Below are 21,001 nucleotides of genomic sequence, written 5' to 3'. Positions count from 1 at the left end.
AGCATGAAAGATTCCGGCTCAACGAGACACTCGCCTTTACTATCGGATTTGGAAGACCTTAAAAAATCTCTGGCTGATGACTCCGATCGATTGCAGCACATCCCGGTGCTTGACGATATTCTGGAGCCGTCGCCCACGTTTCAGGCTGATCCCGCCGCTCCTTCGCTCGCGGACAGTGGCGTCCGCTATAGCGATACACCGGCGGATGCCGAGGAAACCGCCCGCGAACACCACTACCCCGGCGACGACGATCACAGCCGTGAAGTCTTTATTCAGGCATTGATCGATGACTTGCTGCCTGACATTGAAGCCGAGTTGCGCCGCCGGCTGCTCAAGCTCGACAGCGAAATATTGGCCCGGTGGCATCAACAAAGTCGCGGATAAAGCCCGGAGGTTTTGCCCCTTGACCTTAAAACTCAGTATACTTGGCGCCCTTTTTTAATCGCTTTGCGGTCATTTCCGGCCACCTGCGAGACGATTCAACGCTGCTAACGGCTTAGACGGAACCCCATGGACAAAACATTTCAACCCGCTGATATTGAGAAAAAGTGGTATCAGACCTGGGAGACCAATCGGTATTTCTCCCCCAGCGGCAATGGCCCCGCGCATAGCATCATGATCCCGCCACCAAATGTGACTGGCAGCCTTCATATGGGTCACGCCTTCCAGGACTCCATTATGGATGCCCTGACCCGCTATCAGCGCATGAAGGGCGCCAATACCCTGTGGCAGGTTGGCACCGATCACGCGGGTATTGCCACCCAGATGGTGGTGGAGCGCAAATTGGCCGCGGAGAGCGGCCAGACCCGCCACGATTTGGGCCGGGACGCCTTCCTGGAAAAAGTCTGGGAGTGGAAACAGGAGTCCGGCGGCACCATAACCAGCCAATTGCGTCGCTTGGGCGCTTCGGTAGACTGGGAAAATGAACGCTTCACCATGGACGACGGCTTCTACAAAGCGGTTCAGGAAGTCTTTGTCAGACTCTACGATGATAACCTGATCTACCGCGGCAAGCGCCTGGTGAACTGGGACCCAAAACTGCACACTGCCATTTCCGACCTTGAAGTTGAAAACAAGGACGAAAAGGGCTTCATGTGGCACTTCCGCTATCCATTGGCGGACGGCGCCACCACGGCCGATGGGCAGACCTACCTGGTCGTCGCCACCACCCGTCCGGAAACCGTACTGGGCGACACCGCGGTTGCGGTCAACCCCGCCGACGAGCGATATCAGTCACTGATCGGCAAGTTTATTGACCTGCCCCTCGTTGGCCGCCGCATTCCCATTGTCGCCGACGACTATGTAGACCGGGAATTTGGTACCGGCTGTGTAAAAATCACCCCTGCCCACGACTTTAACGACTACGCCGTGGGTCAGCGCCACCAGCTGCCAATGATTAATGTCCTCGACAAAGACGCGGCCATTCGCGAGGTCGCCGAGGTATTCAACAGCGACAGCAGCGCCAACACCGACCTGGATGCAAGTTTACCCAGTGCTTACGCAGGGCTTGATCGCTATGCCGCGCGCAAGGCAATCGTTGCCGACATGGAGGCGGCGGGGCTGCTTGATAAGGTAGACGACCACGCGTTAAAGGTGCCCCGGGGAGATCGCTCAGGACTGGTTATTGAGCCCATGCTGACCGACCAATGGTTTGTCGCCACACAAAAACTTGCCGAGCCCGCCATCGCCGCGGTTGAGGACGGCCGTATCGAGTTCGTGCCCAGACAATACGAGAATATGTATTTCAGCTGGATGCGTGACATTCAGGACTGGTGCATCTCCCGACAGCTGTGGTGGGGCCACCGAGTACCAGCCTGGTATGACGCCGACGGCAATATCTACGTCGCCCGCAACGAAGCGGAGGCCCGCAGCAAATATGGATTGGCTGAGTCTGTGGTGCTGCGCCAGGACGACGATGTACTCGACACCTGGTTCAGCTCGGCACTGTGGACCTTCGGCACCTTGGGTTGGCCGGAGAATACCGAGCGTTTGAAAACCTTTCACCCTACTGAGGTGTTGGTCACCGGCTTCGACATCATTTTCTTCTGGGTAGCCCGCATGATTATGATGACCATGCACTTCATGAAAAATGAAGACGGCACGGCCCAGGTGCCCTTTAAGAAGGTCTACGTTACCGGGCTGATTCGCGACGAGCAGGGTCAGAAAATGTCCAAGTCCAAGGGCAATGTACTCGACCCCCTCGACATGATTGACGGCATAGGTCTTGAAGAGCTGGTACAAAAACGCACCGGCAATATGATGCAGCCGCAATTGGCAGAAAAAATCGCCAGGAATACTCGCAAGGCCTTCCCTGACGGTATTGGCGCCCACGGCACCGACGCCCTGCGTTTCGCCCTTTATTCACTGGCCTCAACCGGTCGCGATATCAACTGGGATATGAAGCGACTCGAAGGCTACCGGAATTTCTGCAATAAAATCTGGAATGCGGCCCGCTACGTGCTGATGAACACCGAGGGGCAGGATTGTGGCAGCAACGGTGAAGAGGTGGTTCTTAGCCTCGCCGACCGCTGGATACTTGCGAGACTTGGTCAAGCACAGCAGCGCGTTGGCGCCGCGATGGACAACTACCGCCTGGATCATGCCTCCCAGGAAATCTATGAATTCATCTGGAACGAATACTGTGACTGGTATCTGGAGCTGTCCAAGCCCGTATTGTGGGACGACAACGCCAGCGAGGCGGCTAAACGTGGCACTCGACGCACGCTGATCACCGTGTTGGAGGCGACGCTACGTCTCGCCCACCCCTTTATGCCCTTTATTACTGAGGAAATCTGGCAGCGGGTCGCACCGATCGCTCTCGGTGATCGCTTTGCCCCCGGCAGCAGCATTATGCTTCAGAGCTACCCGGTCAACGAGGGCTGCGACGAAGACACCGTTGCTCTGGAGGATGCTGAGTGGCTGAAAGCGTTGATTACCGCGGTGCGAAATATTCGCGGCGAGATGAATGTGCCACCGTCGAAGAGTATCCCGGTATTGCTGCGCAATGCCGGGGCGGAAGATCTGCGTCGCCTGGAGGAAAACCGTCAATTCCTGATCAAGCTGGCCAAGCTCGACACCATTGACGCCCTGGGTGACAAGCCCGCTCCTATGTCGGCGACACAGCTCGTCGGCGAAATGGAAGTGCTGGTGCCTATGGCGGGCCTGATCGACACCGCCGCCGAGATTGCCCGACTGGAAAAGGAAATAGCCAAGCTGGATAAGGATATCGCCAGAATTGCCGGGAAATTATCCAGCGCAGGTTTTGTCGATAAGGCACCGGCCGCGGTTGTCGAGAAAGAGCGCGAAAAGCTCAGTGGCCAGGAAAGCGCCCGTCAGCGTCTTGTCGAGCAGATCGAGTCCTTCAAAACCCTCTGATTACGACAGCCTGCTCCCCTTCCTCATTCTGTCCGCACCCGCCCGGGGTCGCGGACATTTTGTCGCACTCCCCTCGCTCTAACCGTAGACAAATCCTTTTCAATCGTTATAGTAGAACCGTCAAGGCAGATATACCCGCCAAAAGCCGATGTTAGTTTTTCCCACCACACTGTCGCTAAAGCCGACAACACCGCCCGGCAGCACCGCTTCGCGTGCTGGCTTACGGGGCTTTTTTATACCGAGCGCATGGGTGCCCTCCACGGAAGCCGAGGGGACAGCCGCGCTTCATTCAAAGCAATCCAGCAACTCTGAACAGTGAAGTCATAGAGGAAATGCAATGAGCAACCGAGTAACCGGGACTGTTAAGTGGTTCAACAACGCAAAGGGTTTTGGCTTTATCACCCGCAGTGAGGGCGACGATGTATTCGTTCACTTTCGCTCCATTCGCGGCGATGGCTACCGCACCCTGGACGAGGGGCAAAGCGTGGAATTTAATGTGATCGAGGGCCCGAAGGGACTTCAAGCGGAAGATGTTATGAAGGTTTAACCCGCCGGACGCTGTGCCTTTACAAGGCTGACTGAAGGTGGAAATAGCCGACTGAGTTGCCGATTCAGCTGCGAGGGCAATAGCGGGTCGAGAAAGACTCCCGCAGCGCTTTTGGCCTCAGCGTCCCGCGGGCGGGGCGTCATCAACAGGCGATGAATGCTTCGCTTTTCGCACTCCTCGGAGAGTACCTGGGAGGCATTGTCGGTTAACAGAATCAGCTTTTGTCGATCCTGCCCGAGGTTCATTGAGCGCATTTTGTTGAGCAATGACTCCCGGTCGCCGAACTGCCGGGCCCACCATCCGTATCGTTGCAGGGCAATGGCCACATTCTCTCGCAGGCGCGCATCTTCGGTATACAGCAATACCATGGCCTCGTCCCGGCTGACCGGGCTGAGCTGGGAAATGATCGGATCTCTGGAGGGCAGCAACACACGGAAGCAAGTCCATTCGCCGCCGACCTCATCCACTTCGATCACCCCACCCATCAACTTGACCAGCCCACTGGCAACGGCCAGCCCCAGGCCGAGGCCACCAAACCGGCGAGCGCGACTGCCTTCAACCTGCACAAAGGCGGTAAAAATCTGCTCCCGTACGTTCTCGGGAATGCCCACCCCGTTGTCGCGGACCTCGACCACCAAACTGGCCCAGCTATGGCGCGAAACCTCTGTCTCTCCTGCCGCTCGCAAGCGCAACTGAGCGATCCCCCGCGGCACCGTATACACGGAAAATTTCAGGGCGTTCTCGAGCAGTGCCGAAATTACCTGACGAAGCCGCCGCGGATCGGTATAAAAGCTCGAACTTAAATTAGGATCAACCTGCAACAGTAGTTGCTGCTTATGTTTTTCCGCTTGTCCGGCAAAACTTTCTACCAGGTTTTCCACGACATCCAGCAACTGCACATTTTCCGGCTGTAGCTGCAACTCGCCGCTTTCCAATGCGCTGAAATCGACGATGCCGTCCAGGGTGGCCAGCAAATTCGACGAAGACCTGCGTATGGTATCGAGCATGCTTTTTTGCTCGCGATCCAAGCGGGTTTTAAACAGAAGATCGCTCATACCAACGATGGCGTTCATTGGCGTGCGAATTTCATGACCAACCACGTTAAAGAACGTTTCCCGACCACTGGCCGCCTCGGCAACGGCCTGCTCTGCCTGTGTGATCTGCATGGTCGCAAGCCGTAATTTATCCTGCAGCTGGCGCAGTGCCGCGTCTTTTTGACGGGTAAACTCTTTATATTCAGTGATATCCCGGTGAACACCGACAATCCGCGTTACCCGACCGGTCGCATCTCGCTGGGCTGCGATATGGCAAACCACTTCCACCAAGCGGCCGTTGGCACGCTTTAATTGATGCTCAAACGATAGCGTTTTCTCTGTACTGCGCAGGAAGTCAAACATCTTCTTGCGAAGCTCAGCCTGGTCGTCAGCCGCGATACACCGACTGAACAGCTCTAAATCCTTGCTCGGCAGCCGGCTTTCTTCACCTACCAATGCCAGCCAGCTCTGGCTGACATAGACCATATGGGTGCGCAGATTCCAGTCCCATATGCCGACGCCCGACGCGCGTATGGCCAGACTGAAGCGCTGCTCGGAATACTGATATTGTTCATGCAGGAGCTTTTGGTCACTGACATCTCGCAGTTGCAGCAGAAACATCGAGCCCTTTTCAACGTCATCGAAGCGACCGAGCTGGAGCTCCATCGCCATCTCGCGGCCACTGTGGCTGGCCATTACCATTTCCCTACCTTTACCGCTGTTATCGTCCCCCCCCGCCCCAGCCAAAAAATTGCGGATAAAGACCTGAAACTGCGCGCGGAATCGTTCAGGGAACAGCATATCTATAGATTGGCCAACCAAGTCTGCTGGACGATAACCCAGCAGACGGTGGACGGTAGCGCTTTGGCCGACGATTTCGCCGTTGATTTTGCACACCAGAACGGCACCGGGTAACCCCTCCACCAATGATTCTGCGCGCTGTCGTTGAAATGCCAGATCAATACTGCGCTGCCTCAGCTCTGCCAAAACACGCAGCCCGTAGAGGCAAGCACACAGCAGGAAGCACAGCCCCAGAACAAAGCTGATTTCGAAGGTCAACGCGTGGCGACGTGCATTGGAAATTCTGTCGCGATACAGGACAAATCGGCTGTCCCGCTCCGCCTCCAATTCTGCCAGCGCATCGGCAATGGCTTTTTGATCCAGCTTGAAATTTAACGGAAATTTTCCGGCAACGTCGGCGCGGTATAGTGACAAAATGGAATGAAGACGCTCCAGGGCGGGACCCACATCCGCTTTATACGGCATCGCGCGCAGCAACACCTCAGACCGTCGAAAATCATTTTGAAGTTGCGCGAGCCCCTGAATATCGCCACTCTCCCGCCGGGCAGCCCAATCGTTGATGATCGCGCCATGTTGCAATAACTGACTCAACTCAACATAGTTTCTGGAAAAGTTGAAAAATTGCGACTGCTCGGTATGGTCTGTTGTTTTACTCTGAAAGTTGGTAATTATGAGAAACAGACCGGCGAAAAGTCCGATGCAGGCGACCACCACGCCGCCAGCCAATAAGCCAAAAGCCCTGGTTTGTCCTTCGCTAGCTGCCGCTTTAAGCGAACACAGGACTAGGCCCATGCAATAATCTCCCTGTAAACCACATGCGGAGGTAGTATTATCCGGTCCGCAAATACTTCGCCATCATCGCCGGAATTTGGGCGTAACCCCATTCGTAGTTACCACTAAACATCATGATTAGACTCGGGAAAATGTGAACTATGCCTACAAAAACACGTGTTGCCCTTATCACCGGTTGTTCCAGCGGGCTTGGTGAGGCTTTGGCGACGCACTGTTTGAATCTCGGTTACCGTGTTTACGCAACAGCGCGCTGCGCTGAAGATATCCGCATAGATCATTCGAACATACTGCGCCGGGCGCTGGACGTTGCAGACACCGAAGCGGTGGGTCGTCTATGCGACGAAATACAGCGGGACAACCCTCGTCTCGACCTGCTCATCAACAACGCCGGATACGGCGCGATGGGGCCACTCCTCGACCTGCCAATCGATCGCCTGCAGCAACAATTAGCCATTAATACCGTTGCCCCCCTGCACCTTGTGCAGAGGGTGATCGAGAGCCTTCATGCAGGCAGCACGGTGGTGAATATCGGCAGTGTTTCCGCCGGCCTTGGCACTCCCTTCGCGGGCGGGTATTGCGCCAGCAAGTCTGCACTGCACACCCTGAGTGATGTACTGAGAATGGAGCTGGCCCCCTTTGGTGTTCAGGTGATGGTGGTTCGCGCCGGCGCCATTCAATCGAAGTTTGCCAATCGCGCGAGCGCGGAACTGGCGAACAGTACACTTTCACCGCGCTACCAGCCCCTTGCTGCCCGTATCGCTGAACGCGCAGGGCTGTCCCAGCGCGACGCCACTCCTGCCATGGTGGTCGCAGAGAAGATCATTGCCGCAGCCGAGAAGCGCCGCAGTCCCCCTTACCTTGGCGTCGCTCATGGGCACCGCAGCCTTCACCTCCTCGGCCAACTGCCGTCACGATTGAAAGACGCCATTCTGGAACGGCGCTTCGGCCTGCGGCAGTTGGCGAAAGACGTAGACGGCGGCTAATGCTATACTCTGCACTTGGCGGCATAATTGCCGTCATTTGCCGTATTTTGTCGATTTTTTATTATTTGGTTACTATTTATCTATGCTATTAATAATCAGAACTGTTGTCGCTGCCGCTATTGCAGCACTTAGCCTTTTTTCTCTTTCACAGCTTGGTCTGGACAGCTTTCAAGCGCTCCCCGCTGCGGTAGTCTTCGCCGCTGTACTTGCCGCCATTCTGGTCTCTCCGCGCTTGCCTGATCTCGTTGACAAGCTCAGCACCAAGCGTGAACGGGGTGCGGTAAAGTGGTTCAATGTCAGCAAGGGCTACGGATTTATTACACGGGAAAACGGCGAAGACGTCTTTGTACACTTTCGCTCGATTCGCGACAAAGGCCGCGGTCGTCGCAGCCTTGTTGAGGGGCAGGAAGTCGAATTCGTCCTCAGCGATGGCGAAAAAGGCCCCCAGGCTGAAGATGTCCTTGTTCTGGACAAGTCGTAAAAACTAATAGTGTGGCGGGCGCTCTATGGCGCTGGCCACACTTTCTCCACCTGCCCCCTGCTCTTCCAGCATCACCCGCAACTGCGCCGTAACGGCACCCAGAGCCTTCATCTGCTCACGCAATGTGCGCAACTCCCGATCCTGTTCGGTTACCCGATCATTCAATGCGGATAACAGGTCTTCCTGAAACGCGACCTGAGTCTGTAACTCAATCAGTAGTTCGCCGTGCTCTGTGACATCAACATTCGCCATTGGCATCAATCGTCTCTCTATTGGATAATGCGGCGATTATACGCCTTTCCCATTGTCACCGCGCCGTTTTGGAGATCACCATGTCACGCCTTGTCTATTCCACCGACACCGGACGACTTTGCCCGGATTGTGCCGAGGCCATAGACCGCTGCCGCTGCAAGGAAATCGCCCGCAGCAAAAGCCGACCAACCGGTGACGGCATAGTGCGCATCAGCCGCGAAACCAAAGGCCGCAAGGGCAAGGGTGTCAGCCTGGTCAGCGGCCTGCCCCTCGACGATGCCGAGCTGAAGTCCCTGGCTAAAACACTTAAGCAAAAACTCAGCATTGGTGGCGCGGTAAAGGACGGCGTATTGGAATTTCAGGGAGACCAGCGGCTTGCGCTGAAGAAGTTACTCGAAGATATGGGCTATAGGGTTAAACTTTCCGGGGGTTAGGGTCGGTGTATTTAACACTTATTGGCCAGGCCGTATTTGCGCATTTTTTCGATTAGCGTGGTGCGCTGCAAACCCAACTGTTTAGCGGCCTGACTTACCACGCCATTGGCGTATTCTAGGCTTTCCCGAATACGCCGTATTTCCAACTCTCTGACCTCCGCTTTAAGATCAATGCCTCCAGCTGAGAATTTCGCCCTGGGTGTTGAGCGCTGTAGGGCTACGTCTTCGATGGCCGGCTGCTGCCAGTCGTCCATTTCCCACCGATAGGCCTCGGGCAGGTCGGCAAAACCCACCATCTCGCCGTTGTACATTATTGCCAGTCGCTCGAGTAAATTGGCCAGCTCACGCACGTTTCCCGACCACGGGTGGCACTGCAGGGACGCCAGCGCAGCGGGAGATAATCGCAGCTCACCGACGCCGTCCTGCGCCAGCTGTTCACTGATATCAATCACCAGGGCCGGTATATCTTCCCGGCGCTGAGCCAGCCCTGGCACAGCAATTGGGAAGACATTCAAGCGATAGAATAAATCTTCGCGAAACTCACCTGCGGCGATCATTGCCGGGAGGTCACGGTGAGTGGCGGCGATAATACGCACGTCTGCACTTCGGGTGGTATTGGAGCCTACTCGTTCAAAACACTTCTCCTGAATCGCACGCAATATTTTCACCTGCATATCCAGTGGCATATCGCCGATTTCATCGAGAAACAAGGTGCCGCCATCGGCCAGCTCAAAGCGCCCCGCCCGGCTGCTTATCGCACCGGTAAAGGCCCCCCTTTCGTGACCAAATAGCTCAGACTCAAGCAGTTCACGGGGAATAGCGCCGCAATTCACCGGCACGAAGGCCTTGGCTGAGCGTGCTGATAATTGGTGTATGCTGCGCGCGACAACTTCCTTCCCTGCCCCCGATGGTCCAGACAGCATAACCGTCACCGATTTCGCTGCCACCTGCTGAACAAGTTGTTGTAAACGCCGCATCGGCTCACTGTGAGCGACTATGCCGATATCGTGATTGTTTTCCGCATAATGCCCAGGCAACTGTGCAGACAGGCGACGAAGGCTGTGCAACAGGCTGTCAAACAGCGGCGTGGACAATACTGCGAAAACGGCCAGCCCTGCTTTTTCAGCGGTGCGCCGCTGTGAGGGCATAGCGATTACCGGGAGTTCTCGTTGGGCTGCGGACAACGCCGCGATATCGCCGCCCTCGGCCAATACCAGTGCCTCGGCGTCGCTGCTGGCATTGTCTGCCTGACGGCAACCCAGCGCCGCAATCATTTCAGCAAACAATGCCGCTTGAGGCTCAGCGGCACTGAGCAATACTGTTACGGGCTTCACTATACGGGCCGCCTTGTCGAATATTTGACACTTTGGTGCAATATAACAAAACCCCAAAGGGGAAGCGTTATTTTTTTGACTGACTCCCCTGCAACCCCCGTGCTCTTATACCCGGACTTTACCTTGCCCCAGCCAAGGACATCGGTCAAAATCCCCCTGAATTTTCCCAGACACTTCTCAATAGGACCTACCCATGCCCGATTCATCGATGCCCGTTTATTATCTTGGCTGGGATGAACTTCATCGTGACACACGCAATCTCGCCCGACAGCTGCTGGATACCCCCTGGAAGGGCATCATCAGTATTGCTCGCGGCGGGCTGGTGCCCGGCGCGATTCTGGCACGGGAACTCAACCTTCGAGTGGTAGACACCCTGTGTATCGCCAGCTACGACCACGACCAACAAGGCGAGGTAAATATTTTAAAAACCGTCGAGGGGGATGGCGATGGCTACCTTCTTGTCGATGACCTGGTCGATACCGGCGGCACCGCAAAAATCGCTCGGGACCTGTTGCCCAAAGCGACCTTTGTCACCATCTACGCCAAACCCAAGGCCAAACACCTGGCCCAGCATTTTATTCGGGAATTCGCCCAGGACACCTGGGTTCACTTCCCTTGGGACATTGAACCCAGCTACAGCGAACCCCTGATCAAGTAGTTTTGCCTCAGCGCCCTATTCCCTATAGAATTTTGCGCTTTGTAACGCCCACCTCGATATGCCCCGGTGGCACAGCTGGATAGCGCGGCCCCCTCCTAAGGGGCAGGTCACAGGTTCGAATCCTGTCCGGGGCACCACTTTCTGTTTATTCCCGCACTCCTCGCGTGCAAAAGAGGCCGCTTCACGCGGGAATCTCTTGCGCTGGCCATAAAAAAACCCCGGCGCAATCATGCACCGGGGCTAATACGGAGAGATAAGTTGCAGCGGGCAGACACGTCAGAGAGAGGGGGCTGCCATCCGCCCCTGCAACTTGAAGCAAATAGTAATCATTCTCATTATCAAGTGCAAGCTCTTTTCTAGACTTCATCTATTTCAATTAGTACCTCACCTGGGGTTACCCTGTCCCCTTTGCTGACATGGATATCGGTGACGGTGCCGGAAACAGGTGCTTGTACCTCGGCTTCCATCTTCATTGCTTCGGTCACCAGTACGGGCTGCCCGGCTGTCACCGCGTCGCCCTGAGCCACAAGTACCTCGACAATATTGCCCGGCATATTTGTAGTGACATGCCCCGGCTTGTTGGCCTGCTTGCGACCACTGCCACCGCCGGACTGGAATTCATTCAGGGCTTCAAATACCACCTCCTCGGGCATGCCATCCAGGGTCATGTAAACGTGTCGTTTACCCTTTCCTTTAATCCCAACACCGGTTATTGCTACCTGATAGCTTTCGCCGTGCACATCGATAACAAATTCAGTCGGCACCCCTCCCTCACTTACAGGGCGGCTGCCGGCGCCTGCGGCTTCCAGTTCTTCCGGCTGCAAACTGCCATCGCGGCGCTGCTGGAGAAAGCTGCGACCTATATCCGGGAACATGGCATAGGTGAGGACGTCGTGATCCTGCTCAGCCAGGTCGCCTATTTCAGCGCGCAACCTGCCCATTTCAGCGGGAAGCAAGTCGGCGGGACGCACATCGATCAAGGTTTCGTTGCCGATGGCCTTTGCCCGCAGTTCTTCATTGACCTTGCCCAGAGCCGCCCCGTAATGACCTTGAAGATAACGCTTCACTTCATTGGTGATGGTGGTATAGCGCTTGTCGGCGAGAATATTCATTACCGCCTGGGTGCCGACAATTTGTGAGGTCGGGGTGACCAGCGGCGGGTAGCCCAGGTCTTGCCGTACACGGGGTATTTCGTTGAACACCTCGCCAATTCGCCCCAGAGCGCCCTGCTCTTTCAACTGATTGGCGAGGTTTGACATCATCCCGCCGGGCACTTGATTGATCTGTACGCTGACATCTTCGCGGGTGAATTCGCTTTCAAACTGGTGGTATTTTTTACGCACGGCCCACAGCTTTTTCGCGATCTCCTGCAAGGCGGGCAAGTCCAGACCAGTGTCATGGGCGGTGCCCTTGAATCCTGCAACCATGGTTTCCGTCGCCGGATGGCTGGTGCCGTTGGCAAACGCCGACATCGCGGTATCGATAATATCCACACCGGCTTCCACCGCCTTAAGTTGACACAAACCCGCCAGGCCCGATGTCATATGTGAGTGCAAGGCCAGGGGAATATCGAATTCCGCCTTTAGGGCTGACACCAGTTCTGCGGTCGCCGTGGGCGTTAGCAAGCCGGCCATATCCTTGATGGCGATGGAGTCGATACCCATATTCACCATATCCCGTGCCTGCTGCACGAAGACTTCAGTGTTGTGCACCGGGCTGGTCGTGTAGCAAATGGTGCCCTGTGCGTGCTTTCCTGCTTTTTTCACCGCCGCGATGGCCGTTTGCAAATTGCGCACATCGTTCATGGCATCGAAGACACGGAATATATCCATGCCGTATTCTGCCGACTTCTCAACAAAGGCCTCGACCACATCGTCGGCGTAGTGCCGGTAACCGAGCAGATTCTGACCACGCAGCAGCATTTGCAATGGGGTATTGGGCAGGGCTGCGCGGAGTTGCCGGAGTCGCTCCCAGGGGTCTTCCTTCAGAAAACGGACACAGGCATCGAAGGTGGCGCCGCCCCACACTTCCAGTGACCAAAACCCCACCGCGTCCAACTCCGAACAAAGCGGCAGCATGTCTTCGGTACGCAGTCGTGTGGCGATCAGTGACTGGTGTCCGTCGCGCAGGGTTACATCCGTGATCAGTACAGGTTTAGGCGTTGGCGTCGTCATGGTAAATCCTTGTTGATCCGTCGGCATCGAGTAAGTAAATAAGTTGTGTTTGGCAGACTACAGTCCCGCATGGGCGGCAATCGCGACCGCAACCGCCAGCGCTACTTCTTCCGGGCGGTTTTTGTCGGAGTAATGAGTTAACTCCGGATGGCTCTCAACGAAACTGGTGTCGAAGGTCGCCGCGCGAAAATCCGGGTGTTTGAGAATCTGCTGATAATAGGGGGCCGTGGTTTTAACCCCTTGCAGGCGCATATCGTTCAGCGCCCGTGCACCGCGATTAAGGGTTTCCTCCCAGGTCAGCCCCCACACAATCAGCTTCAGGCACATTGAATCGTAATACGGGGGTATGTTGTAGCCCGTGTAAATGGCAGTGTCGGTTCTCACCCCGGGTCCACCCGGCGCATAGTAACGGCTGATTTTGCCGAAACTCGGCAAGAAGTCGTTTTTCGGATCCTCTGCATTCACCCTGAATTGCAGGGCGTAACCACGAAAGCTGATGTCTTCCTGGCGATAGCCCAGCGGCAGGCCTGAAGCAATACGAATCTGCTCACGGACAATATCTACCCCGGTGATTTGCTCGGTTATCGTGTGCTCGACCTGAACGCGGGTATTCATCTCCATAAAATAAATCTGATTGTCCGCCAGCAAAAACTCCACCGTGCCGGCGTTTTCGTAACCTACAGCGGTCGCCGCGCGCACTGCCAGCTCACCGATATAATTGCGCTGTTCCGGGGTTAACTGGGGCGACGGGGCGATCTCAATAAGCTTCTGGTTACGGCGCTGAATCGAGCAATCCCGTTCATAAAGGTGGATGACATTGCCCTGGCTGTCCGCCAGAATCTGCGCCTCGATATGTCGAGGATTGACTATGCATTTTTCCAGGAAAACGTCAGCGCGCCCAAAGGCCTTGGTTGCCTCGGAAACGACTCGGTCGAACTGACGACGCAGATCGGCTTCGTTGTCGCAACGACGTATTCCGCGCCCACCTCCCCCGGAAGTCGCCTTGAGCATTATTGGATAGCCGATATCGGCGGCTACCGCCACCGCCTCGTCCACACCGGACAAATTATCCTCGGTCCCCGGTGTGACCGGTACTCCGGCGGCAACCATTGCTCGACGGGCTTCGGTCTTGTCGCCCATGCGACGAATGACCTCGGCACTGGGACCAATAAAGGTGACGCCCCGCTGCGCGCAGATTTCAGCCAGTTCGGCATTTTCCGATAAAAAGCCGTAACCGGGGTGCAGGCCGTCACACCCGGTTTCCACCGCCAGGGCGACGAGTTTGCGGGGGTTGAGATAACCCTCCAGCGGGTCGGCGCCCACGTTATAGGCCTCGTCAGCCCGTTTTACATGGAGCGAAAAGCGGTCTGCCTCGGTATAAATCGCCGCCGAGCGAATGCCCATTTCCGCGCAGGCGCGGACAATGCGCACCGCGATTTCACCGCGATTGGCGATTAGAATTTTGCTTAGCATCGTACTCTTCCCCGCTATCAGATTGCCGTATAGGGTTGGCAGCGAATCCTGTTTCGATCGCCAAAAGATAGCCCACTTTTTAGCGTATAAAAAATTAATATTTCTCGCAGGCTACATAAGATATAGCTTATAGTTGACAAAGATCGACGGGGAAACGCGGCAAAGTTCAGGGCAAACATGCAGATCAGTTTTCTAAACCGCTTGACCCTCCGCCAAATAACGGTGTTCCTCGCCGTGTGCCAGCACCGCAGCTATTCCAGGGCCGCCGAGCACCTCGCCCTTACCCAACCCGCGGTCAGCGCCCAGATTCGCAGCCTGGAAGAACTTGTCGGTCAGGCGTTATTTGACTATATCGGGCGTCAGCTGTTTTTAACCAGCGCCGGAGAATTGATGCTGCGCGCCGCAAGGGAGCTACAACAACGCCTCGTTCATCTTGAAATTGAGTTGACTGACCTTCACGGGCAGCTGCAGGGCCGTTTGAATATCGCCGTAGAGACCAGCGCAGAACGTTTAATGGGCCAAAAACTCCAGCACTTTTGCCAGCATCACCCCGGGGTCGACATGGCGGTACACGTCGGCAACCACGATGACCTGCTAAGCCGACTGCGGGACAATCTCGACGACCTCGCTGTTATGACAAAAGTGCCCAGTGACCAAAGTTTGCAATACACGCCCTTTGCCGAACACACCCTCGAAGTCGTCATCGACCGAAACCATCCCCTATGTACACAGACCGGTTTGCGCCTGCAGGATTTGCTTTCATACCCCATGTTGTTGCGGGAGCCCGGTTCCGGCACCCGTCAAATTACCGATGAATACTGCCGGCAGAACAGTGTGGTAATCCCCCGCTACCAGCAACTGGGTAGCAATCGGCTGATCTGTCATGCACTGCCCGGCAGCGAAAACTGGTCAATCCTGCCCACAGACATCATTCGCGACAGCGGGCTTGCGCAACAACTCAGTACGCTGAATGTCCACGGTTTTCCAATACGTCGATCCTGGTGCAGCGTCTACCCGCGGGCAAAACACCTGAATCCACTCAGCAAGGCCTTTCTCGATACCCTGCACACGCCAATCAGGGGCGCTCCCCGAGATACAGGTTAACCCGTGAAAATTCGTCGGATTCTGCCAAGTCTGGAATCGTCGTCGCCCGTTCAAAGCCGATGTGCCGGTAGTGATCCACGGAAAAATCCCGCACGCGGGAATCAGCGACCAACACTTGCTTTGCACGCTGCAAAAATAGCGCCAGTAACGGCAGGTTTGCCTTGTCATAGAGCACATCGGCGACAAGGATAATGTCGTACTGCTGGTCATCGGCAAAAAAATCGCCGCTATACTCCAGTTCGACCCCGTTCAGTTCTGCATTAATACGACTCACGGCCAATGCGTCGGCGTCGAGGTCACAGGCCACCACCTCGGCCGCCCCGGCCATCGCCGCAGCGATACCCGCCACTGCTGAGCCACAGCCAAAATCAATGACCCGCTTGCCAGCGAACATGGTGGGGTTTTGCAGAATATACTTGGCCATCACCTGCCCGCTAGCCCAGCAAAAGCACCAATACGCCGGGTAATCCATTACCACACGGATTTGCTCCTGGTTCAGAAGGTGCTGGGGATAGCTGCTGTCCAATAGCATCAGCGACATTTGTGGCGCCAAAGGCAAGGGTGTAGCGGCCAGCTCGGCATAGGGCAGATACTGCGCAAGCCGGTCACTCAAATCGCGCAGTGGTTGCTCCGTACCCTCTTCGACTACCTGAGATTTCTTGTGCAACATAGGGTTTTAATATTTCCTCTATTAATAACGGGCAATATACAATACCACCCCACATACCCACGACCGATCAATCAGGCCGCCGACTCCGCCATGCCCCCCGACGAGACATCACGCGACTTTATTGTGCCTCCCTGCACGGGTGTTATCGGCATCCACTATCAGGATTCGGAGTTATTGGTGATCGATAAACCCAGTGGTTTGTTGTCAGTTCCCGGTCGCCACCCCGCCAATCAGGACAGCGCCATCAGTCGCCTGCAAGAGGTTCAACCGGAAGCGAAAATTGTTCATCGGCTGGATATGGCCACCTCGGGTCTGATGCTGATCGCCCTTAACAAGGACTCTCACCGCGCGCTGAGTCAGCAGTTTGAACGGCGTGAAGTGGACAAGGAGTATATCGCCGATGTCTTTGGTCTGGTTAACGCCGATGCCGGTAGCATTGATCTACCCCTGATTTGTGACTGGCCCCGCCGCCCCCTGCAAAAGGTGTGCTTTGATCACGGCAAACCCGCCCAAACCCATTTTCGTACCCTTCACCGTTCGGCCAGCTACAGTCGCCTGTTGCTTACACCACACACGGGACGCTCACACCAGCTGCGGGTACACTGCGCCGCCCTCGGCCATCCCATTCTTGGCTGCGACTTCTATGCCCATCCCCCAGCCCAACAAGCCTCCTCGCGACTGCGCCTCCACGCCAGTCGACTGACCTTCACCCACCCAACTCACGGTAAGGTGATTTCAATTTCCAGCCCCCCGCCCTTTGCCAACGCCGCATTTTAGCGAATATGTGATAAGTGGAATCCACACTGTAGCGCGCAATGAACAGTGTTTACTCTTGAGCTCAACGGTATAGGAGCATATACCAGCTCGCAGCAGCGTGAAGCAATGCGATGCATACCCCCACTTACGCGTACTAAAGGACTGTAATGAACGCCGTTTTCCGCTTGATTGGAACGACCGTCGCTATAGCGTTATGCCTGGCCACGATGGTCAGCTATGCCGGGTCCTATCCGCTGCCGGATGCCACTGACATTGAATATCCGGATGACGAGGCGCCCAGCCAACGCCAAATCGAGCTGGGTAAAGCGCTCTTTTTCGACCCTCGCCTCTCCGAGAACAATAATCGGCCCTGCTCTTCCTGTCACAACCCTGACCTGGGTTTTGGTGACGGCCTGAAACTCAGTGAGGGGGCTAATGGCGCGCCCCTCGATCGCCACACCCCAAGTCTTTATAACCTCGCCTGGGGCAGCGCCTTCATGTGGGACGGCCGCGCAATGAGTCTGGAAGAACAGGTCATGATGCCGATCGTTGCTAAAAAGGAAATGAACCTGCAGGCGTTGGAAATGCGCAACCGTTTGATAGAAGTCCCGTTTTACCGACGGGAATTTATCGCGGTGTTTGGCGATCCGGTACTCAGCAAGGACAGTGTCGCCAGTGCCCTGGCGGCTTATGTCCGCAGCCTGCAAGTTACCGACACACCCTTCGATCGTTATATCAAAGGGGACAAGCACGCTCTCAGCGCAGAGGCCAAACGGGGTTTCGAGCTGTTCAAGGGCAAGGCCAATTGCACCAAATGCCACGACGGCGCCCACTTTACCGATGACAGTTTTCGCAGCCTGGGCATTGACGGGGACGATCCGGGCCGCGGTGCGGTGATTGGCGATGCCAGCCTTAATCACACTTTCAAAACCCCTGGGCTGCGCAATGTGAGCCTAAGCGCCCCCTATATGCACGATGGCTCACTGGAGAGTCTGGAAGCGGTAATCCGTTTTTACAATGAGGGCGGCGGCCCCGCCAAACACAAGGACAAACTGGTGACCAAACTGCAACTCAGCAATAGCGAAATCGCTGACCTGGTGGCATTTTTGGGCAGCCTGACCCAGCTCGAGGCACACGCTCGACCGGCACAACCCTGAATAGTCGCGTTAAAGAGAGATATCTATGAGCAACACCCTACTAAAAATGTTTACTGCGACCGGTATCGGTCTGGCAATGTCATGGCAAGCTACCGCCGCAAGTATTCACGGCACCCTGAGTTTTGATAAACGGGCACCCTATGGCGCGCTGGTCTTTGTCCCCTCGTCATCCCAGGGCAGTCAGCGAGTAGAAATCGATCAAGTCGATAAAACCTTCACCACGGCAATCGCCGTTAACGCCCCAGGGAAAGCGGTGGTATTCAAGAACTCCGACAACATGGATCACAACGTTTACGCCAATGACATTCGAAACAATGCCAGGTTTGACGTTGGTTTGATGTCCCCCGGCGGCACCCGCGAAGTGGAAGCCTCGTGGCAGGACGACGCGTTGATACGTATCGGCTGCAAGATTCACCCGAAAATGCGTGCCTACATCGCGAATATCAACAGCGAGCATTTCAGTGTTATTGAAATGGATAAAACCGAGCAGACCTATCGCTTTACCCTGAATGACGTACCGAGTAACACCCGTGCTATCAAAGTGCTGATCCCCGGTTACGACGACCTGGAACTGCATCTTGACAGCCAGATAGCTGCTCCCATCGACATTACCAAAAAGAGCAAGCGCCGCGGGCAAATTACCCTTACCACCGAGGGCTTGAAATGAAACGTCGTGCGGGATTCATTGCCTTGACGCTGTCGCTGTTGGTCCAGTTCGGTACTGCACAGGCTGAGGAGGACGCGGGGGAGCTGCCGCCCTATAGCCATAAAATGTTTGATATTCCCGCTTCGGCTACCGTCTTGTCAGACAACTACCGAAGCTCATGGGCACGCCTCAGCGGCTTCGAATACTCGGGGCTGCACTGGAATCAATTTATTATTCTGTACAGCAATATCGGGCAGGAGGTCTACAAAGAAAACTACCTGCAATACATCACCTGGTTCGAAGACCCCGATGATGACGACAATACCCCGGAGTACAGCAGCTACCCCGAGGGCACGGTCATCCTCAAGGAAAATTTTGCCAGCAAACAGGGCAAGCCGAATGCCGCGATCAGTGTTACCGCAATGATAAAAAAGCCCGCGGGATATGACAGCGCCAACGGCGATTGGGAATACCTGCAATTCGGCCCCGACGGCACCGTGCTACTTCAGGGCGCCGCAAGCAAGCCCTACGTTGAGCAGCAGTGTGGTGCCTGTCACCGCAGCGTAGCAGATCGAGACTATGTCTTCGCCCATGTATTCAGCGCTTTGAAATAAATTCGGCGAAGCGAGGGAGCTGTGCGATGAAAATCAATGCCCATCTTATTCCCGGCAAGCGCTGGATGGCACTCGCCGTCGTGTCGGCGCTAATGGTGTCGGTGATTCTTATCTCCCTGGTCAGCTTTTCCACCACCCAGCAAAAGCTGGAAAAAGTGACTGAGCAGTATCAACCGAAGATGCTGAATGCCATGCAGCTCACCACCCATTTTTATCATGGGCTAAGCGTGCTCGGCAATTACATGGTGGAGCAGGACAGCAACAATATCGCCCTGTATCAGGAAAAAGTGGCGGATATTGATCACACCCTCGACGAGTTGATCCGGCTTACCCGCCAAAACGAGGAAGCCGAAGACTCACAGCGTCTCGAGACTATTCGCGGTCATGTCGACAGCATAAAGGCACATAACCAACAAATGCTTCAGCTGGCAGACGATGTAAAGAAAAATATGCCCGCTATCGGTATTGCCAGCGACTCGCTGGAGCCACTCGGCGGAGAAATGGCCCAACACCTTATGGATATGTTGCATTTCGCCGAGGGCAGCCGCCAAACCTCGTTAATTAATCCTATCGATAACCTTCGCTTTAGCTGGACCATGGTTGTCAGCCAGGTACGCAACTATCTGGCGTTTCGCAACGCCGCCGCCCTCGCCGATATTGACCTGTATATGGAAGGAGTACAGCAAGCGATTGCGGTGCTCGAACAACAGCGCGCTACACTCGATATTGACCAGGAAGATTTATTGGACGAATTTAGCGAACTGCTGCCGGTCTATCAGCAACAGCTCGAAACGGCGTTAAGCGTGCACGGCAGTCCCAAATGGCGTAATGACAGTTTGCTCATGCGGGAAAAAATTTCACCCCAGTTGAAGGCATTAACCCGAGAGTTGGAAGCGCTGGTCGCGGCGCAAAAAGCCCGCATCCAGGAAAGCAACGCCGACCTGGCCCGTCAAATCGGCAACGCCGAAAACATTATTCACCTGTCGATCAAGATTGCCGCAGTCATCAGCATTTTGGTAATTCTGATGACCTTCCGCACTCGAGGGCTACACGCCGAGATCGCCGCCCACAAAAAGGACAACTCTGAAATACACCACAAGGCCCGGCACGATGCACTCACGACCCTGCCGAATCGCAGTTATTTTATGGAGCACTTCCAAAGCATTTTACGCCGCGACAGCGGTGACGAGCTGAGTGTGTTATTCATAGACCTGGACGGCTTCAAGGCCATTAACGACACCATAGGCCACGACGCCGGGGACTACATTCTGAAAGAGGCCGCTCGTCGCTTCCGCGCGAATATACGCGAAAATGACATGGTTGCCCGTTTCGGTGGCGACGAGTTCGTCATAGTGCTGGAAAACATTCACAGCACCGCGGTAAGCGAAAATATCGCCAGCAATATTTGCAAGGCCCTGCGTCAGGACTTTGTCTTTAATGGCAACACAATGAATATCGGCTGCAGTATCGGTATACGGCAATATGTGAATATCTACCCTCCGCAATCGCCGCAAGAACTACAGACTGTCAGCGGCCAGATTCTGAAAGAGGCCGATGAGGCGATGTATAAGGCGAAAAAAGGCGGCAAAAACCGTTACTGCGTATACCAGACACCTCCCCCGGTATTTAAAGTCGTATAGTCTTTTAGGCGGGTGATTGCGGGGCAACCTCAAGCTGACTACACTGAAAGACAAGGTCAGCGGCTTCCGGAGGGAG

Annotated in this window: 19 protein-coding genes and 1 tRNA gene; 14 read left to right on the top strand and 6 right to left on the bottom strand. The window is 55.4% G+C overall.

Going from position 1 to position 21,001, the window contains the following annotated elements:
- Window positions 1–3 precede the first annotated feature (3 nt).
- The 3 genes from HCU74_RS10330 (at window position 4) to HCU74_RS10320 (ending at window position 3,922) form a co-directional block, all read left to right on the top strand.
- Entirely contained in the window at window positions 4–384 is a 381-nt protein-coding gene (locus HCU74_RS10330; RefSeq protein ID WP_168450357.1) for a hypothetical protein, read from the top strand.
- A gap of 126 nt (window positions 385–510) precedes the next feature.
- On the top strand, window positions 511–3,375 hold the full coding sequence (locus tag HCU74_RS10325; protein ID WP_168450356.1) for a valine--tRNA ligase: 2,865 nt from the start codon (window positions 511–513) through the stop codon (window positions 3,373–3,375).
- 337 nt (window positions 3,376–3,712) lie between these two features.
- Window positions 3,713–3,922, top strand: coding sequence for a cold shock domain-containing protein (locus HCU74_RS10320; protein WP_168450355.1), 210 nt, complete (start codon window positions 3,713–3,715; stop codon window positions 3,920–3,922).
- Here HCU74_RS10320 and HCU74_RS10315 read toward each other — a convergent pair.
- Window positions 3,919–6,549, bottom strand: a complete 2,631-nt coding sequence (locus tag HCU74_RS10315) for a PAS domain-containing sensor histidine kinase (protein ID WP_168450354.1) — start codon at window positions 6,547–6,549, stop codon at window positions 3,919–3,921. The genes HCU74_RS10320 and HCU74_RS10315 overlap by 4 nt on opposite strands.
- 140 nt (window positions 6,550–6,689) lie before the next feature.
- On the opposite strand from HCU74_RS10315, the gene HCU74_RS10310 reads away from it, so the two are divergent.
- A complete protein-coding gene (locus HCU74_RS10310; protein WP_168450353.1) occupies window positions 6,690–7,532 on the top strand; it encodes an SDR family NAD(P)-dependent oxidoreductase in 843 nt (280 codons plus the stop codon).
- Between the two features lie 232 nt (window positions 7,533–7,764).
- Window positions 7,765–8,013: a cold-shock protein gene (locus tag HCU74_RS20005; RefSeq protein WP_246864598.1), complete on the top strand. Its 249-nt coding sequence runs from the start codon at window positions 7,765–7,767 to the stop codon at window positions 8,011–8,013.
- Window positions 8,014–8,016: 3 nt separating this feature from the next.
- Here HCU74_RS20005 and HCU74_RS10300 read toward each other — a convergent pair whose 3' ends face one another.
- On the bottom strand, window positions 8,017–8,271 hold the full coding sequence (locus tag HCU74_RS10300) for a SlyX family protein (RefSeq protein WP_168450351.1): 255 nt from the start codon (window positions 8,269–8,271) through the stop codon (window positions 8,017–8,019).
- 74 nt (window positions 8,272–8,345) lie between these two features.
- Between HCU74_RS10300 and yciH the strand changes: the two genes are divergently transcribed.
- On the top strand, window positions 8,346–8,699 hold the full coding sequence (gene yciH, locus HCU74_RS10295) for a stress response translation initiation inhibitor YciH (RefSeq protein ID WP_168450350.1): 354 nt from the start codon (window positions 8,346–8,348) through the stop codon (window positions 8,697–8,699).
- An 11-nt stretch (window positions 8,700–8,710) separates the two neighbouring features.
- Here yciH and HCU74_RS10290 read toward each other — a convergent pair whose 3' ends face one another.
- Window positions 8,711–10,033: a sigma 54-interacting transcriptional regulator gene (locus tag HCU74_RS10290; RefSeq protein WP_168450349.1), complete on the bottom strand. Its 1,323-nt coding sequence runs from the start codon at window positions 10,031–10,033 to the stop codon at window positions 8,711–8,713.
- A 193-nt stretch (window positions 10,034–10,226) separates the two neighbouring features.
- Between HCU74_RS10290 and gpt the strand changes: the two genes are divergently transcribed.
- Both gpt and HCU74_RS10280 read left to right on the top strand, forming a co-directional pair.
- Entirely contained in the window at window positions 10,227–10,691 is a 465-nt protein-coding gene (gene gpt / locus HCU74_RS10285; protein ID WP_168450348.1) for a xanthine phosphoribosyltransferase, read from the top strand.
- A gap of 60 nt (window positions 10,692–10,751) precedes the next feature.
- A tRNA-Arg gene (locus HCU74_RS10280) sits at window positions 10,752–10,828 on the top strand.
- Between the two features lie 219 nt (window positions 10,829–11,047).
- Here HCU74_RS10280 and oadA read toward each other — a convergent pair.
- Window positions 11,048–12,865, bottom strand: a complete 1,818-nt coding sequence (oadA, locus tag HCU74_RS10275) for a sodium-extruding oxaloacetate decarboxylase subunit alpha (RefSeq protein WP_168450347.1) — start codon at window positions 12,863–12,865, stop codon at window positions 11,048–11,050.
- 57 nt (window positions 12,866–12,922) lie between these two features.
- On the bottom strand, window positions 12,923–14,338 hold the full coding sequence (locus HCU74_RS10270; RefSeq protein ID WP_168450346.1) for an acetyl-CoA carboxylase biotin carboxylase subunit: 1,416 nt from the start codon (window positions 14,336–14,338) through the stop codon (window positions 12,923–12,925).
- A 177-nt stretch (window positions 14,339–14,515) separates the two neighbouring features.
- On the opposite strand from HCU74_RS10270, the gene HCU74_RS10265 reads away from it, so the two are divergent.
- Window positions 14,516–15,442: a LysR family transcriptional regulator gene (locus HCU74_RS10265; RefSeq protein WP_168450345.1), complete on the top strand. Its 927-nt coding sequence runs from the start codon at window positions 14,516–14,518 to the stop codon at window positions 15,440–15,442.
- Here the strand turns inward: HCU74_RS10265 and HCU74_RS10260 are convergent.
- Complete coding sequence (locus HCU74_RS10260; RefSeq protein ID WP_168450344.1) at window positions 15,414–16,112, bottom strand: class I SAM-dependent methyltransferase; 699 nt, start codon at window positions 16,110–16,112, stop codon at window positions 15,414–15,416. The two genes, HCU74_RS10265 and HCU74_RS10260, sit on opposite strands and share 29 nt — an antisense overlap.
- Before the next feature lie 90 nt (window positions 16,113–16,202).
- Here HCU74_RS10260 and HCU74_RS10255 point away from each other — a divergent pair, with 90 nt between their 5' ends.
- From HCU74_RS10255 to HCU74_RS10235, 5 genes are all read left to right on the top strand, one after another.
- Complete coding sequence (locus HCU74_RS10255) at window positions 16,203–16,889, top strand: pseudouridine synthase (protein WP_168450343.1); 687 nt, start codon at window positions 16,203–16,205, stop codon at window positions 16,887–16,889.
- A gap of 146 nt (window positions 16,890–17,035) precedes the next feature.
- The gene (locus tag HCU74_RS10250) at window positions 17,036–18,025 is read left to right on the top strand and encodes a cytochrome-c peroxidase (protein ID WP_168450342.1); all 990 of its coding nucleotides are present in this window, start codon (window positions 17,036–17,038) and stop codon (window positions 18,023–18,025) included.
- Window positions 18,026–18,050: 25 nt separating this feature from the next.
- Window positions 18,051–18,692 (top strand): cupredoxin domain-containing protein, encoded by a 642-nt coding sequence (locus HCU74_RS10245; protein ID WP_168450341.1) that lies wholly within the window; start codon window positions 18,051–18,053, stop codon window positions 18,690–18,692.
- Complete coding sequence (locus tag HCU74_RS10240; RefSeq protein WP_168450340.1) at window positions 18,689–19,285, top strand: cytochrome P460 family protein; 597 nt, start codon at window positions 18,689–18,691, stop codon at window positions 19,283–19,285. Before HCU74_RS10245 ends, HCU74_RS10240 begins: the two co-directional genes overlap by 4 nt.
- 26 nt (window positions 19,286–19,311) lie before the next feature.
- A complete protein-coding gene (locus HCU74_RS10235) occupies window positions 19,312–20,925 on the top strand; it encodes a diguanylate cyclase (RefSeq protein WP_168450339.1) in 1,614 nt (537 codons plus the stop codon).
- Window positions 20,926–21,001 lie beyond the last annotated feature (76 nt).

Origin of the sequence: Spongiibacter thalassae, from assembly GCF_012272835.1 — a bacterium.
GTDB classification, from domain to species: domain Bacteria; phylum Pseudomonadota; class Gammaproteobacteria; order Pseudomonadales; family Spongiibacteraceae; genus Spongiibacter; species Spongiibacter thalassae.
The sequence above is the reverse complement of the archived record's forward strand: the minus strand, read 5'-3'. Positions and strand labels throughout refer to the sequence as shown.